Source organism: Ancylobacter defluvii, from assembly GCF_018390605.1.
Lineage (GTDB): Bacteria > Pseudomonadota > Alphaproteobacteria > Rhizobiales > Xanthobacteraceae > Ancylobacter > Ancylobacter defluvii.
On sequence record NZ_JAHBGD010000005.1, the window covers coordinates 676,937 to 692,858 of the forward strand.

Genomic DNA, 15,922 nt, shown 5'->3' on the forward strand with positions numbered 1-15,922 from the left:
TGGGTTCGAGGCATACCGTGGGTCCCGCCATCCGGGGTTCGCCGGTCCTGGACTGAAGCCGGACGCCGCCGGTGAGGCTGGTTCGCCGGGTGGGCCTAGGCCGCCACCGGCATGAAGACGGCCTTGGTTTCGAGGAAAGCCTCCAGCCCCTCCGGCCCACCCTCGCGCCCGATACCCGAGAGCTTGTAGCCGCCAAACGGGACAGACGGGGCCAACTCCAACCCGTTGATGCCGACCTGACCGGTACGAATCCGGCACGCCACCTCATAGGCGTGCTCGGTATCGCGGCTGTAGACGCTGCCGCTCAGGCCGAGTTCGCTGTCATTGGCGAGACGGACGGCCTCGTCCTCATCGGCATATCCCTGGATGGTGACGACCGGGCCGAAGATCTCTTCGCGGGCGATCGTCATCTGCGGGGTGACACCCACGAAGACGGTCGGCTCGATGAAAAAGCCCTGGCTGAATGCCGAGGGTCGGCTGCCACCCAGGACGATTCGTCCGCCTTCGTCGACGCCTTCAGCTATGAAGCCGAGAATGCGGTCGCGCTGACGGGCATTCAGCACCGGGCCGACCTGTGTCTGCCGGTCCCACGGGTCACCGAGCCTCAGTCTACCGATCGCGCCGCTATAGGCCTCCACAACCTCGTCAAAGCGCGAGTTGGGCGCGAGGATGCGGGTCTGGGAGAAGCAGATCTGTCCGGAGAACGGCATGGTGAAGGGGGCGAGGGCGGGGAGGGCGGTCGAAAGATCGGCGTCGTGAAGAATGACCGCCGCCGACTTGCCGCCGAGTTCCAGCGTCACGCGCGCCATGCGGTCGGCGGCGCTGAGGCCGATCTGCCGGCCGGCGGCGACGCTGCCGGTGAAGCTGATCTTGTCGACCTCCGGCGAGGCAACGAGATAGGCGCTCTCGGGACGGTCGGCCGTGACGACATTGATGACGCCGGGAGGAAACCCGGCCTCTGCGGCGCATTCGGCGAGGATGAGACCCTCGACCGGGCTTTCCACCGGTGATTTCACGATCATGGTGCAGCCGGCCGCGAGCGCCGCGCCGACCTTATGCGCGGTGATCGGGAAGGTCGCGTTCCACGGCGAGATGAGCACTGCCACGCCCACGGGCTCGCGCCGGACGCGGGCATGGCCGCGCGCCGTCGGGCGGCGATCCTCGAACGCATAGCTGGCGGCGAGCTCGGCATAGTAGCGGTAGCGGGCAAGGCCGGTGAGCACGAGGTTCTCCGCGAGGGAGATCGGCATGCCGACCTGCGCCGTGGCGAGACGCGCCAAAAGCTCCGAACGCTGCGCGAGCCGGTCGGCAAGCCGTGTCATCAGCCTGGCACGCTCGGCGCCGCTCATGCGCGGCCACGGGCCCTTGTCGAAGGCGGCGCGGGCGGCGGCGACCGCGCGATCCATGTCGTCGGTGTCGGCCAGGGCGGCATCGAAGACCGTGCCTTCGGTGGCGGGGTGCACGACGGCGGTGTAGCGGCCGGAACGGCTTGGAACCCAGTCGCCGCCAATATGGAAGCGCTCGAGCAGGTGGGGAGCGAACTCATCATTGATATCAGGCATGTTGGCCTCCTTCATGAAAGGGAGGCTGACGTGACCGCGTATCGGGCATGTGTTGCGCGGGCGGCCATAATGTTTGCATTTGTAGCCGAACGCAGCCAGGGCAGGCCTCGGCGGCGGTGAGGGTTCAAGTCGGCCTGGCGCCGTGCTTTCGGCCAGAATAGGGGCTCACTCGAGCCATTGAGTGATCAGGGCGACGAGGGCTATGGCTGCGGGGAAGTTGACGGCGAGCCCGGCCTATCGTGTTGCGATGCGTCGCCAGTTCTTGAGCCTGCCGGACATGCGTTCGATGACGTTGCTGCGGCGATAGGCTGCGCGGTATTGCAGCCCGTTGCCGACCAAACAGACGATGCCGCTCACCACCCGCCGGTCAGCCCCCCGAGGCACACCATGGGTCAGGGGAAGAAACGGCGAGATCCGCGCCATCTGACGTGCGCTCGGCAGGAAAAAACACCCATCCCAGCCTCCTAATCAGAGACCGCCATTCTTGAAGTCCTGGACCTCGGCATTGAGTTGAGCGTAGCGAAGGGCGATGTGAACGGATCTGACAGGTCATCTGAGAGGCGGGCGATCGTCGGCCGGAGCTCCATGTCACACGATGATCTGCCGCGTTGTTGAATTGTGACCTCCGACCGATCCGATGGATGATGGGCGCTTGTCGGAGCGGCAGCTGGATTGACGCGCTGGGGCTTCAATCTAGAGTGGTGCGAGCCGAGGATCCGCCCGCCGAACGGCGCCATTCCGTGATGGCCTGGTTCGTCGCCGATGGAACGACACAGACATAAGAACGACGACCGCAGGGAGTGAACGATGGTAACGAAAGTGGCCACGCAGAATAACGACGTGGTCAATGGCACGGAAGACGCCGATGAACTGTTCGGAGGCGGGTTCAACAACGTCACGCTGAACGGCTTCGGAAATGCCGACCGGCTCTACGCCGATGGCGGGACTGGCGGCGAGTTCAATGGCGGCGGGGGAGATGACTATCTCACGGCCGGTAGCAAAGATACCGACAACGGCCCTCACTCTGGCGGTGTCTTCAATGGCGGCGATGGCAACGACAACCTCGATGCCGATTACAGTTCGGGCGGGACGTTCAACGGTGGAGACGGCAATGATCAACTCGGTTCCGGATTATCGACGAACGCCATTCTGAACGGCGATGCCGGCGACGACACGCTATTCGGCGACGCTCCCCAAGCCCAAGGTGGTGCCCTCGTTTTCAACGGTGGAACCGGCTACGACACGCTCCACATTGATCGAAATGTTAACGATTTCGCCATCGTAAAAAAGGGTGAAACCGTCTTCCTGTTCTACGCGAACTACAAGGCGGCCATCACAGGCATCGAGCGCTTCTATTTTTACGACGGGGAAACGGGGTCGCGGGAATTCACGTCGGAAACGCTCGGAACCAATCCCGATCGCGCCACGACCGTCGCGGCGACTGGCAACGACTATATCGATGGGCTAATCGACGGAGAGAAGTGGACCGACGAGATAACGTTCAGCTTCGGAACGGGAGTCGGCCCGGCGCAAGTCGACAGTCTCGGCGCCCTATTTCTCGGATCATATCTCAACACCGGCGACGAGATGAATCTGCCGCTCACACTCTACGGCAGCGTGGCAAGTCTCGTTGCCACCAGTGTGAAGCGGTCGCCTCCGACGTCCTATGATGACCACGGCTATCCGAGATATGCGAACGACGGCGACATAAGGTTCCAGAACGGTACCGGCTTCGACCAGCGGTATTTCGCGGATCCGCCGAGCATCGGCAGCGTGTGGTTCAATTCGGCACAGAACGACTTGGAGAACCGGACCCGCGTCGGCAATGAGCAGCACTTCGTCTATCTGCAGGCGGCTGGTCGCGCGCTGGGCCTGAAGTCGGCCAGCGAAGTTGGCGGCATCGCCGATGTCGCGGTTCCGGCGGACAGGGATTCGCTTGAATATACCGTGATGAGCGACCGGTCTTATGTCGGTGGGCCTGCGGGGGATTACACGAACGGCCAGTGGGACTTTCCCCAGACCTTCATGGCTCTGGACATACAGGCGCTGCAGGCGATGTACGGCGCCGATTACAGCACCAATGCTACCGGCACCACCTACAAATGGGATGCGACGGGCGCCATGTTCGTCAACGGGGTGAGGACAGTGACCCCGGGCGCGAACAAGATCTTCCTGACCATCTGGGACGGCGGCGGCAGCGACACCTACGACTTCTCGAACTACAGCGAGGCGATGTCGATCGACCTGTCGCCGGGCGGCGCGAGCCTGTTCTCGCAGGCGCAGCGCGCCTCGCTCGGCGATGGCGTTCATGCGAAGGGCAACATCTACAATGCCTATCTGCACAACAACAATCCGGCCTCGCTGATCGAGAACGCCAGAGGCGGCTCCGGCAATGACACCCTGCGCGGCAATATCGCCGACAACGTGCTGAACGGCGGCGCCGGCGCCGACACCATGACCGGCCTCGCCGGCAATGACCGCTATGTGGTCGACAACACCGGCGACCTGGTCATCGAAGCCGCGAATGAGGGCGTCGATCGGGTCACCGTGCGGATCGCCGATTATGTGCTGCCGGCGCATGTGGAGGAGGCGTTCGCCGAGGAGGGCACCCTCGCCACCGATCTGCGGGGCAACGATCTCGGCAATCTTCTGCGGGGCAACCAGGGCAGCAACGAACTCTATGGCGGCGCCGGCGCCGACCGGCTGGAGGGGCTGAGCGGCAGCGACCATCTCGACGGCGGCATCGGACCGGACCAGATGATCGGCGGCAAGGGCAACGACACCTACATCGTCGATCATCTCTCCGACATCGTCTATGAGGCGCCAAATGAAGGCACGGACACGCTGTGGACCTCGGTCAATCGCGGGTTGGACAATGATTTCGAGAACATCGTGCTGTTCGGCTCCGCCACTGATGCCGGTGGCAACGGCAAGAGCAACATCGTCGCCGGCAACGAACTGAACAATAACCTCTATGGCGGCGGCGGTGCGGACAGCCTCTACGGCCATGACGGTAGCGACCGGCTGTTCGGCGAGGACGGCAACGACTACATGACCGGCGGCCGCGGCACCGACGCTTATTATGGCGGCGCGGGCTACGATTACGCGATCCTCGAGGAGGGCGGCGGCGTCGACTATTTCGTCGACTGGAACGTCACCCGCGACCGGGTGGTGTTCGACAGCGCGATCTTCTCGTCGATCGGGGCCGCGATGAGCGCGGCGTTCCAAAACGGCACGGATGTGGTGATCTGGGACGGCAGCGACGGCATCGTGCTGCAGAACGCCAAGGTCGCCGACCTCACGACGAGCAACTTCCTGCTTGCGTGAGTGAGCGCTACAGCCGGCAAACGCGAAGGCAGCAAGACGGACACCGAGCGGCATTTTGTAGATGGCAGAAATGGCTATAGCCACCGCATGGCTCGGGTCTGGGCAATCGCGGGAACCATTGCGCTTCGTCCGAGATGGTAGGACCCTGTGGAATTGAGATTTCACATAAGGCCTCATGATGTCGAAAGAGCGCTCGTTTTTAACCCGCGTGCGACAGGCTCTTCCCAGCCTTCACCCGGCCGAGCGCCGCCTTGGTGATTTCGTGTGCGACTTTCCCGGCGAGCTCGCCAGCTATTCCGCACAGGAACTGGCCTCGCTCGCCCATGTCTCCAAGGCGACAGTCTCGCGCTTTGTCCAGCGCCTCGGCTATGAGAATTACGAGGAGGCCCGGCGCCATGCCCGGGCGGAGAAGCAGACTGGCTCGCGCCTGTTCCTATCCACCTCGGTCGATGCTGCCGGCGAGCAGTCGGTAGCCGCGCATATCGCACAGGCCGTCGCCAATCTGGAGGCCACCTTCCTCGCCATTACCGATGCTCAGGCGAGCGCCATTGCCGATGCTATCCTCGGCGCGCGCAAAACCTGGGTGATCGGCTTCCGTGCCAATGCCTCCTTCGCCAGCTACCTGCAATGGCAGCTCACGCAGGTCGTGGAGAATATCGTCGCGATTCCCGGCGCAGGCCAGACTCTCGGGGAGTATCTGGTGAGCATTGCGCCAGACGACGCCGTGATTGTATTCGGCCTGCGCCGGCGCATCGCGCGCCTGCCGCTGATTCTCGAGCAGATCCACAAAAGCGGTGCGAAGCTGGTCTACATCACCGATGAAGGCGAAGGGTTTCTGTCCAGCGCCACCTGGCATCTGCGCTGCCAGACGCTGGCTCCGGGCCCGCTGTTCAGCCATGTCGCGGTGATGGCGGTGTGCCAGCTTCTGGCCACACGCTGCATCGAAAGAGCCGCCTTCGCCGGGCGCACACGGCTGCGCGGCATCGAGACATTGAACGACGCACTCGAAGAGCTTTGACTGATCGTTGTGCAAATGCTCGAAACCTGGCGCCATTATGCAGTCACATGAAACTGCGGTTTCACGCTCGCAGAGAGGGGAGAAGTGCCTCAACTAATTGAATTAAAATATGAAACCATGGTTTCATATTTGTTGGCATGAAATCTGTATTCCTTGTCCGGCAAGGAAGTGCAGCGGCAATCGACCCCGGCAGCTCGGCGGCGCTTCCACAGCTTACGCAGGAACCGTTCACCGCCTCATCGCCAGAGCAAGGATTCCCCGCATGCCCACGAAGCTCATCGTCGCCGTCTTCGCCACCCTCATGATCACCCCGGCCAGCGCCGAGACCATCACGCTGCGCGTGCTCGGCCAGCCCTCGGGTTCCGGCCTCATCGCCCAGCAGAAGGAGCGGCCCTTCTTCGAGAAACTCGCCGAGAAGACCGGCCTTGACGTCAAGGTCGAGTATCTCCCCGTCGACGTCGCCGGCATCCCGGACACGGACGGGCTGCGCATCCTGAAATCCGGCCTGTTCGACATCGTCTCGATCCGCGGGCCGCAGGTAAGCCGCGACGAACCCTCCGTGCTCGGGCTCGACCTCGTGGGCCTCAACACCAGCTATGTCGCCGGCAAGCAGCATATCGCCGCCTTCCAGCCCTTCGTCGACAGCCGGCTTCAGACCCAGTTCAATGCCAAGCTGCTCGGCGTCTGGCCCGCGGGCCCACAGGTCATCTTCTGCAAGCCGGAAGTAACCGGCCTTGCCGATCTTAAGGGCCTCAAGGTCCGCGTCGGCGACCAGAGCGCGGCGAACTTCGTCGCCAAGCTGGGCGCCACGGGCATTTCGATGCCCTTCGGCGAGGTCCAGCAGTCGCTGGCGCGCGGGGTGGTCGATTGCGCCATCACCGGCCCGGCCTCGGCCAATTCCGGCGGCTGGCCGGAAGCCACCACGACCGTGCTGCCGATCGCGCTGCAACTCGCGGTGAATGGCTACGCCGTCAACCAGAACAGCCTGAAGAAGTTCACGCCCGATCAGCAGGCCAAGCTGACCGCCGCCATCGCCGAGTTGACCACCGACATCTGGGCCTTCTCCGAAGAGCTGTACGAGGATGCGATGCGCTGCAACACCGGCGCGACCCCGTGCAATCGCGGCGTGTCGTACAAGCTGAAGGAGGCCCCTGCGTCCGAGGCCGACCTCAAGGCCGTGGCGGGCGCTGTCAGTGACGTCTCGCTGCCGATCTGGGCCAAGCAGTGCAACGCGGTCGCCCCGGCATGCGAGCAGAGCTGGCGGACCACCGTCGGCGCCCAGCTCGGCCTCTGATCCGCCCTGAGGAGCAGGAGCCAGCCATGAAAACCTATTCGCGCTTTCTCGGCGTCCTTTTCGGGGCGCTGATGATCCTTCTGTCGGTGGCCATCACAGTGGAGACGCTGCTGCGCAAGTTGTTCTCCGTCTCGCTCGGCGGCGTCGACGAACTCGGCGGCTATGCCATCGCGATCGCCGCTCCGCTCGCCTTCACCGTCGCGCTGGTGGAGAACGCCCATATCCGCATCAACCAGCTCACCACGCTTTTTCCGAAGCCCGTGCAGGCGGTTCTGGATGCGGTGTCGGTGGCCTCGATGGCGGTGCTCGCCGGCTATTTCTTCTACTTTACTGTCGACACGGTGATCGACACGTTCGAATACCAGTCCATCGCACCGACGCCCTGGGCGACACCGCTGATCTATCCGCAGACCGTCTGGCTGATAGCCAGCGCCACCTTTCCGATCGCCGCGCTCATACTTGCCGCACAGGCCCTGCGCCTGCTGGCGCTCGGTGACCTGCGGTCGTTGATGCGTCGCTTCGGCCCCGTCTCCCCGGAGGAGGAGCTTAAGGCCGAGCTCGACGACCTCAAGCGGCGCGAAGCGCTGATTCACGAAGGAGCCCGGTGATGAGCATCGCTATCGTTGGACTTGGCTTCTCGGTCATGCTGCTGCTGATGTTCCTCAGCATCCCCGTGGCCGTCACCATCATCGCCGTCGGCGCCTATGGCGGCTACTTGATGTACGGCATGCCGCTCGTCGACATGATGGGCGGGGTGATCTGGTCGAGCGTCAACAGCCCGGCCATTCTCGCCATCCCGCTCTTCATGCTGCTCGGCGAATTGCTGCTGCGGGGCGGCATAGCGGACCGCATGTATGACGCGATGGCGGTGTGGCTGGCGCGCCTGCCGGGCGGGCTGCTGCACACCAATATCGCGACCTGCGCACTTTTCTCGGCAACGTCCGGCTCGTCGGTCGCGACCGCGGCGACGGTCGGTACCATCGCCCTGCCGGCACTCCAGCAATACAAATATCCGATGTCGCCCGCGCTGGGGTCTCTGGCGGCGGGGGGTACGCTCGGCATTCTCATTCCGCCGAGCGTGAACCTGCTGGTCTACGGTTCGCTGGCCAATACCTCGGTCGGCCAGCTCTTCGCCGGTGGTGTGATTCCGGGCATCCTGCTGGCGCTGTCCTTCTCGCTCTACATCTTTATTTTCCACGGCAAGGCCGGCGCGCAGGCGACCGAGTTGATCGACATGCCGCTGCGCGACAAGCTCGTGCTTGGCAAATACCTCGTCCCGCCGATGGTGATCTTCGGAGTGGTGATGGGGTCGATCTATGGCGGGCTGGCGACCCCTACGGAATCGGCGGCCATCGGCGTGATCATGGCGCTCGGCTTCGTCGCCTTGAACCGCCGGCTGACGCCGGATCTGCTGATCGAATGCTCGATCCAGGCCGCCAAGACCAGCGGCATGGTCATCATCGTGCTGGTGTGCTCGCTGTTGCTGAACGTCACCATCTCGATGACAGGCGCGGCGCAGACCATGACCCAGTGGATCGCCGCCTTCGACCTCAGCCAGTTCTCGCTGCTGCTGGTGTTGCTGCTGTTCTACGTGTTGCTCGGCACGTTCATGGACGCGATGTCGATGCTGGTATTGACGGTTCCGATCGTCATTCCGGTTGTCGCCGCCGCGGGGATAGATCCGGTCTGGTTTGGCATCTTCATCGTGCTCATGTGCGAGATCGCCCTGATCACCCCACCCGTGGGCATGAACCTGTTCGTGGTCCACGGCGTGCGCACCGATGGCGGCAGCTATTCGGATGTGACGCGGGGTTCGTGGCCCTATGTCTTCGTCATGATGATTTTCACCCTGCTACTGATGGTGTTTCCGCAACTGGTGATGTGGTTGCCCGACATGCTGGCGGGTCGATAATGTCATGTCCTCCCAGCTCTGATCAGGAGGCTCGCGGTGCGAGCCTCCTGATCATCAATCCCAATACCAATTCCCGGGTCACCGGCAACATCCGTGCGGCGGTGGAGCGGGTGATCGCCCAGGCGACCACGGTCCGCGTGGTCAATCCCGCAGAAGGCCCGTTCGCGATCGAGAACGAGGCGGACCGCGACATTGCCGAGCCGCATGTGCTGGCTCTGGTGCGCGAGAGCCTCACGTCGCGGCCTGATGCCTATGTGCTCGCCGCCTTCGACGATATCGGCCTTTCTACCGCGCGCGGCATGGTGGCCGTGCCGGTGGTCGGTGCCGTCGAGGCTGGCATTGCGGCGGCGCGCACCATGGGGCGGCGCTTTTCCATCGTCACCACGGTCGAGGCGGCGCTGCCCGGCATTCGCGCGCAACTCGCCCGCCACGGCGCGGCGGACATCGCGACGGCACGTGCGGCCGGCATCGGCGTGGCGGAGGCCGCCGACGGCACCCGCTTCGCTCGGGAACGGCTTCTGCGCGCTATAGATCTCGCTGTGAGAACAGATGGCGCGGATGCCATCATGCTCGGCTCTGGCGGCCTCACCGGCTGCGCCGACATGCTGCGCAACCATACCAGCGTGCCGATTGTCGATGCGGTGCTCGCTGCTGTGAAGATGGCAGAAGCGTTGGCACCTGCCTGTCAACGTAGTTATACCCTGAGATTACCGGAGGCTAAGACGAACGCGCGCGCCTGAGTCCCCGGAGCATGTCTTCTTCCGGAAAATGTTGGATTTCCGCATCTGGCGCCAGGCGGTCGGTCGCCAAATCGGCGACCTCTCGGGAGCGTCGCGTGCACAATCGCGAGGCCTCTGAAAATGCTCTCGATCTTTGCGCTCGCCACGCGCGCGCCGCCTGGACCGGCGGCGGATCGCTGCTACGCCGGCAGAACGACCACTTTCGTCTTGACCGGGGTGCGATCGTACAGGTCGATCATATCTTGGCTCAGGAGGCCGACGCAGCCGCTGGTGACGCCAGTGCCGATCGATTCGGGATCGCTGGTCGCGTAGATGGTGTAGAGCGTGTAGGCGCCGTTCTGATAGAGATAGAGCGTGCGGGCGCCGAGCGGGTTATCGAGGCCGCCCGGCATGCCGCGAGCGTATTTGGCCGCTTCGGGCTGGCGCTGGATCATTTCCTTGGGTGGTGTCCAGGTCGCCCATTCGCCTTTGCGTCCGATATAGGCGTCCCCACTCCACCGGAACCCGTCGCGGCCGACATTGGCACCATAGCGGGTGGCGAGCCCGTCCTCCTCGATGCGGTAGACGTAGTAATTGGCAGGATCGACGATGATCGTGCCGGGCGCTTCCTCGGTCTCGTAGCGAACGGTTCGGCGATAGTATTTCCGATCGACCTTGCTGACATCGACCGCCGGGATCGGGAACTTCTCTTCGGGCACCGGGCCGTAGAGCTTCTGCGCCTCGGCGACGCTCAGACCGTCGGGTGTCGCACAGCCGGCCAGCCCGAAGGCGCCGAGACCGGCGGCCGAGCCGACCAGAAACGACCGGCGGCTGATCAGCCTCGCCCCGTGCCCGCGCATGGCGATCTCGTGGATTCTGCCGGCGTCGGCATTCCGACCGTTCATGTTCATTATCTTGGATTTCCTAATCTTGACGCCTGTTTGCCGTCCTGCTGAACGGAATTTGCCGGCCCGCGGCTCGACTGGCAAGCTCATTGCCGTCGATACCCGCTCCTGGCCGTTGCCCGGACATCCGCAGCCGTGAAGGGTTTCGGATGCCGGCCCGATCATGAGGTGGGACCCGTCGGCTCATCTTCGACCGTCCGGCGGGATTCGCCACTTTCTCGCGGTCTTCTCGTTGATCCCGAAGCGTCGCGCGAGCTCCGCGGCCGAAGCTTGCGATCGTTGAAGCTCCGCTCGAACGGTGGGCGTGGTCTTCGCGCTCCCGTGAAGAACCTGGCCGATAGCGTGTCCCTCTCCAGCAGAGATAACGATACGCCATCACACCGTGGGACTAAACACGCTTCAGACGGGTCAAAATCCCATCGCGGCACCGTCGCTTCGCGGATCTCCCGCACCTTCAAGCCGGCCATCCCCATGGCGGGCAATGGCGCCTGCATGTCCCATCATCGCGTCGAACGGCGCGACGATTTCCACATCGTGTCCCGCCGAACGCAGGGCCGCGACGAGTTCCGGCGTGAACCGATCCTCAAGCTTCAGGGATACCGTCTCCGCGCCCCATGTACGTCCGAGCAGCCAGCGCGGGGAGGTTATCGCGGCCTGAAGCTCCTCGCCGAAGAACGCATAGCGCGAGAACAGTGCGGCCTGTGTCTGTGGCTGGCCCTCACCGCCCATGGTGCCATAGACCATGTGGCGACCATCATTGAAGGAGGCCATGGCGGGGTTCAGCGTATGGAAAGGCCTGCGGCCGGGCGCCAGTACACGCGGTCCGCTACCGCTGAGCAGGAAGCTGGAGCCGCGATTCTGCCAGACGATGCCGGTCTGCGGCAGCACGACGCCGGAACCGAACTCGAAATAGATGCTCTGGATGAAGCTGGTCGCCAGTCCGTCGCCATCGATGGCGCCGAGCCATACGGTGTCACCGGCGGAAGGCGGCGCGGGCCAGGGCAGGGCGGACTCTCGGTCGATCTGCGCCGCGAGGCGATCGAGCGCCGCATCGGTGAGCCAGTCCGCCGGTTTCTCTGTCATGGCGTCGGGGTCGCCGATGATGCGGTCGCGCACGAGGAACGCCTGCTTCGTCGCCTCAACCAACCCATGGACATGATCGAAGCCTTCCGCTTCGGTCACGCCGAGTCGGCGGAACAAGGCGAGGATCATCAGCGAGGAAAGGCCCTGCGTCGGTGGCGGAAAATTGAACAGCCGCATGCCGGGAAGGTCGACCGACAGAGGGGCGACGCGACGGGCTCGGCAGGCGGAGAGATCGTCCAACGTCACCGGCGTACCGGCCCGTGCGAGATCGTCGGCGATCTCGCGGGCCAGCGCGCCGCGATAGAAGCTCTCGGTGCCCTCGACGCCGAGACGATGCAGCGTCTCGCCCAGTGCCGGCAGCTTCATCACCGAGCCTGTGGCCGGCGCCTCGCCGTCGACGAGGAAGCTGGCGGCGAATCCCGACACGTCGGCGAGTTCGGGCATCTTTTGCGTGGTGAGTTCGTTCTGGCTGCGGGCAACGGCGAAGCCGTTGCCCGCATGCCAGACCGCATCTTCGAGAAGCCGCGCGAGCGTTAGCCGGCCGCCGCGCTTGCCGCTCACCGCCAGCGCCTCGCCCCAGCCTGCCACGGTGGCTGCCGTCGTGTTGGCGGCGAGCGGTCCGCGCTGGGGAATGGTGGTCAGCCCGGCCCGGAGATAGAGCTCCGGCGTTGCGGCGGCCGCCGCACGGCTGCAGGCGTCGATACCGACGGGCGTCTCGCCGGGCGCGCCGATCAGCCAGAAGCCGTCGCCGCCTATGGCGGTCATGTGCGGATAGACCACGGCCAGCGTTGCCGCCATTGCGACCGTGGCCTCGACCGCATTTCCGCCCTCGCGCAGGACGCGCAGCCCGGCCTCACTGGCGAGATGGTGCGGGGACGTCACCATGCCACGACGGGCACGAACGGTGTTCAACATGCGACTGTACTCCGACTACCAGCCGATCGCCTTCGGCAGCCAGGTCGCCACCGCCGGGAACGTGAACACCAGCGCCACCGCCGCGAGTTGCAGCACGATGAAGGGAATGACGCCGCGATAAATATCGGCGGTCGCCACCTCGGGAGGAGCCACTCCGCGCAGATAGAACAGCGCCCAGCCGAAGGGCGGCGTCAGGAACGAGGTCTGGAGCACAGTGGCGATCAGCGCGGCCGCCCAGACGAGATCGACACCGGCCGCCTGCATCAGCGGCAGGAACATCGGCACGACGATGTAGCTGATTTCGATCCACTCGATGAAGAAGCCGAGCACGAAGATGATCAGCAGCATGAAGATGAGGATGCCGTCCGTGCCACCCGGCACGAAAGCGAAGGCGTCGTGCACCAGCCGCTCGCCGCCGAGACCGCGGAAGGCCAGCGCGAACACCTGCGAGCAGATCAGCACGAAAAACATCATCGCGGTGATGCGCGCGGTGGACTGCACGGTGTCGACCAGAGTCTTCCAGGTGAAGCGCCCGGCGATGGAGGCGACGAGGATCGAGCCGAGCGCGCCCATGCTGGCGGCTTCGGTCGGCGCGGCAATGCCGCCGATGATCGAGCCGAGCACCACAAGCACAAGCCCGACGGGCGGAAGGCCGACCTTAAGCGCCTTCATCCAGAGTTCGCGGCGCGGCATGGCACGGCGTTCTTCCAGCGGAATGGCAGGCACCTTCTCGGGCGAGATGATGCCGACCACGATCATGTAGATGCAGAAGATGACGGTAAGCAGCAGGCCGGGCATCAGGGCGGCGGCGAACAGCGTGCCGACCGATTCGCCGAGAATATCCGCCAGCAGGATCAGGATCGTGCTCGGCGGGATGAGCTGGCCGAGCGTTCCCGACGCGCAGATCGCGCCGCAGGACAGGCTCTTGTCATAGCCGCGGCGCAGCAGCGTCGGCAGGGTCAGCAGGCCGAGCGTGACGATGGTGGCACCGACGATACCGGTGGTGGCGCCCATCAGCATGCCGACCAGCACGATTCCAAGCCCCATGCCGCCGCGCAATCCGCCCGACAGATGGCCGATCACTTCCATCAGTTCGTCGGCGAGGCGTGATTTCTCAAGCATCACGCCCATGAACACGAAGAGCGGGATGGCGATCAGCGTGTAATTTGCGGTGACGCCATAGATGCGGGCGGGCAGCAGGCCGAACAGGCTGGTGCCGAAGCCGAGCCAGCCGAAGAAGAAGCCGCTGATCGCGAGGGTAAGCGCCACCGGCACGCCGATGAACAGCATGACGAAGAACGACGCGATGCACGCGATCGCCAGGATTTCGTTATAGGGCATCGGGCGTCACTCGTGCGGAAGGTTCGCCCTTGCCGCCAAGAAAGGGCTGGATCGCGCGCAGCGTCGCGGCGAGGCTCTGAAGCAGCAGCAGCATGAAGCCGGCCGGGATCATCGCCTTGAGGATGAAGCGGTAAGGCAGGCCGCCGGGGTCGGGCGAGCCTTCGCCGATCCGGTAGGATTGCATCATGTAGGGCCAGGAAAGCCGGACGATGATGACCGCCAGCGCCACCACGGCCAGAGCCGAGAAGAGGTCGATGATGTTTCGCACGCCAGCGGGGAAGCGGGCATAGACGATGTCTACCCGCACATGGCCTTCATGCTTGATCGTATAGGCGATGCACAGCAGCGTGAGCGGCGACATCAGGTGCCACTCCAGCTCCTGCATCGCGACCGAGCCGGTGTGGAACAGATAGCGCAGCAGTACATTGCCGGCCATGACGAGGACGAGCGCGAAGCCCGTCCACGCCGCGACCCAGCCGCACACCTCGACGATCGCATCGAGGCGTGCGGCCCATTTTTCCAGTGTGGCGGCCATGATCAGGTGCGAATCTGGGTCTGGTATACCGCTTCAGACAGGCCGGCCCACTGACTGTGCTTGGCTGCGAAGTCCGTGAAGCTGTCATAGACTGTCTTCACCTTCGGATCGGCCGCCGCCATGTCGGCCAGCGTCTTCTTGGTGATCTCCCGCAGCTTTTCCACCACCGGCGCCGGCAGCGGCCCGGCAATGACACCCTGATTCTTGACGAGATCGGTCATCGCCTCGCCATTGGTCGCCTCGCACCAAGTGTGGCTCAGCACATTGCAGGCAGCGGCGGCGGCACGCACGATTTCCTTGAGGTCGTCCGGCAGGCTGTCCCAGGCGACCTTGTTCACCACAAGTTCGGTAACGTTGTTCGGTTCGTGCCAGCCAGTGGTGTAATAATACTTCGCCGCCTTCTGCAGGCCGAGGCGACGATCCTGATAGGGGCCGACGAACTCGGCCGCGTCGATCACGCCGCGCTCCAGCGCCGGGAAGATTTCGCCACCGGGCAGCAGCTTCACGTCGACGCCGAGTTGGGCGTAGACCTTTCCGGCGAGGCCGGGGATGCGCATCTTCAGGCCCTTGAAGTCCTCGACCTTCTCGATCGGCTTGCGGAACCAGCCGGACATCTGCACACCGGTATTGCCGAGCGGCATGGGCACGAGATTGAAGGGCTCGTACAGGTCTTCCCAGAGCTTGAGGCCGCCGCCGTGATAGATCCAGGCGTTCTGGCCTTGGAAATTGAGGCCGAAGGGCACGCAGGTGAAGAACTGCGCGGCCGGCACCTTGCCGGCCCAGAAATAGGAGTTCGCCGCGTTCATCTCGACAGTACCGGAGGAGACGGCGTCGAAGCCTTCCAGCGCCGGGATCAGTTCGCCGGCGGCGAAATGCTGGATGTTGAGCCGCCCGCCCGACATCTTGCCGACCAGTTCGCAGAAATAGGTCGGGCTGCCGGGGCCAGCCACATAGAAGGGCGCACCGGGGCCATAGGCATTGGTCATCTTCCAGTTGAACGTCTGCTGCGCCCGGGCCACGTGTGGCGCGGCGATGGTGGCGACAGCCGCCGTGCCGGCAAGGCCGGCTCCAAGAAATCCACGACGATCCATTTCGATCCCTCTGATTATGTGCGCCCGAGCGATTGTTCCCCTGGCGATGCGTAGTCGGACTATCCGGTTTATGCCGCAGTGCGGCAATGCCTCCAAAAGGGCAGTCGAGCAGAAGAACGAATGAAAAAGAGAAGATAATTCGGAGATTTAATTATAAAATTCAATTGGTTGATCGATTTTGCCGTGGAATAGGGCAACGCAGCGGTTCTGGCGCGAGACA

13 protein-coding genes and 1 pseudogene are annotated in these 15,922 nt (G+C 64.1%); 6 read left to right on the top strand and 8 right to left on the bottom strand.

Translation table 11 applies throughout. The features are described from left to right. Positions 1-95 precede the first annotated feature (95 nt). Together KHC24_RS05800 and KHC24_RS25620 are read right to left on the bottom strand one after the other, a co-directional pair. Complete coding sequence (locus KHC24_RS05800) at positions 96-1,562, bottom strand: aldehyde dehydrogenase (RefSeq protein ID WP_213360415.1); 1,467 nt, start codon at positions 1,560-1,562, stop codon at positions 96-98. A gap of 234 nt (positions 1,563-1,796) precedes the next feature. After that, positions 1,797-1,985 (bottom strand): hypothetical protein, encoded by a 189-nt coding sequence (locus KHC24_RS25620; RefSeq protein ID WP_373878602.1) that lies wholly within the window; start codon positions 1,983-1,985, stop codon positions 1,797-1,799. A 384-nt stretch (positions 1,986-2,369) separates the two neighbouring features. Between KHC24_RS25620 and KHC24_RS05810 the strand changes: the two genes are divergently transcribed. From KHC24_RS05810 to KHC24_RS05835, 6 genes are all read left to right on the top strand, one after another. Continuing rightward, positions 2,370-4,889 carry a M10 family metallopeptidase C-terminal domain-containing protein gene (locus tag KHC24_RS05810; RefSeq protein ID WP_213360423.1) on the top strand — a complete coding sequence of 840 codons (2,520 nt, stop codon included), beginning with the start codon at positions 2,370-2,372 and terminating at the stop codon, positions 4,887-4,889. A 175-nt stretch (positions 4,890-5,064) separates the two neighbouring features. Continuing rightward, positions 5,065-5,907, top strand: a complete 843-nt coding sequence (locus tag KHC24_RS05815; protein ID WP_213360426.1) for a MurR/RpiR family transcriptional regulator — start codon at positions 5,065-5,067, stop codon at positions 5,905-5,907. 262 nt (positions 5,908-6,169) lie between these two features. Beyond that, positions 6,170-7,201: a TRAP transporter substrate-binding protein gene (locus tag KHC24_RS05820; protein ID WP_213360437.1), complete on the top strand. Its 1,032-nt coding sequence runs from the start codon at positions 6,170-6,172 to the stop codon at positions 7,199-7,201. 26 nt (positions 7,202-7,227) lie between these two features. Beyond that, positions 7,228-7,809, top strand: coding sequence for a TRAP transporter small permease subunit (locus KHC24_RS05825; RefSeq protein WP_213360446.1), 582 nt, complete (start codon positions 7,228-7,230; stop codon positions 7,807-7,809). Then, the gene (locus KHC24_RS05830) at positions 7,809-9,113 is read left to right on the top strand and encodes a TRAP transporter large permease (RefSeq protein ID WP_213360449.1); all 1,305 of its coding nucleotides are present in this window, start codon (positions 7,809-7,811) and stop codon (positions 9,111-9,113) included. Before KHC24_RS05825 ends, KHC24_RS05830 begins: the two co-directional genes overlap by 1 nt. Next, the gene (locus KHC24_RS05835; RefSeq protein ID WP_213360452.1) at positions 9,113-9,853 is read left to right on the top strand and encodes an aspartate/glutamate racemase family protein; all 741 of its coding nucleotides are present in this window, start codon (positions 9,113-9,115) and stop codon (positions 9,851-9,853) included. Before KHC24_RS05830 ends, KHC24_RS05835 begins: the two co-directional genes overlap by 1 nt. A 179-nt stretch (positions 9,854-10,032) precedes the next feature. On the opposite strand, the gene KHC24_RS05840 is transcribed toward KHC24_RS05835, so the two are convergent. The 6 genes and pseudogenes from KHC24_RS05840 to KHC24_RS05860 all read right to left on the bottom strand — a co-directional run bounded on the left by KHC24_RS05840 (position 10,033) and on the right by KHC24_RS05860 (position 15,702). Further along, positions 10,033-10,743, bottom strand: coding sequence for a L,D-transpeptidase family protein (locus KHC24_RS05840; protein ID WP_213360455.1), 711 nt, complete (start codon positions 10,741-10,743; stop codon positions 10,033-10,035). Between the two features lie 164 nt (positions 10,744-10,907). Continuing rightward, positions 10,908-11,076: pseudogene (locus KHC24_RS24980) on the bottom strand (IS481 family transposase); the annotation flags it as partial. Positions 11,077-11,145: 69 nt separating this feature from the next. Beyond that, positions 11,146-12,735, bottom strand: coding sequence for a gamma-glutamyltransferase family protein (locus tag KHC24_RS05845; RefSeq protein ID WP_213360457.1), 1,590 nt, complete (start codon positions 12,733-12,735; stop codon positions 11,146-11,148). Between the two features lie 15 nt (positions 12,736-12,750). Further along, positions 12,751-14,076, bottom strand: coding sequence for a TRAP transporter large permease (locus KHC24_RS05850; protein WP_213360466.1), 1,326 nt, complete (start codon positions 14,074-14,076; stop codon positions 12,751-12,753). Further along, positions 14,066-14,611 (bottom strand): TRAP transporter small permease subunit, encoded by a 546-nt coding sequence (locus KHC24_RS05855; protein WP_213360469.1) that lies wholly within the window; start codon positions 14,609-14,611, stop codon positions 14,066-14,068. Before KHC24_RS05855 ends, KHC24_RS05850 begins: the two co-directional genes overlap by 11 nt. 2 nt (positions 14,612-14,613) lie before the next feature. After that, positions 14,614-15,702, bottom strand: coding sequence for a TRAP transporter substrate-binding protein (locus KHC24_RS05860; protein ID WP_213360471.1), 1,089 nt, complete (start codon positions 15,700-15,702; stop codon positions 14,614-14,616). Positions 15,703-15,922: the final 220 nt, after the last annotated feature.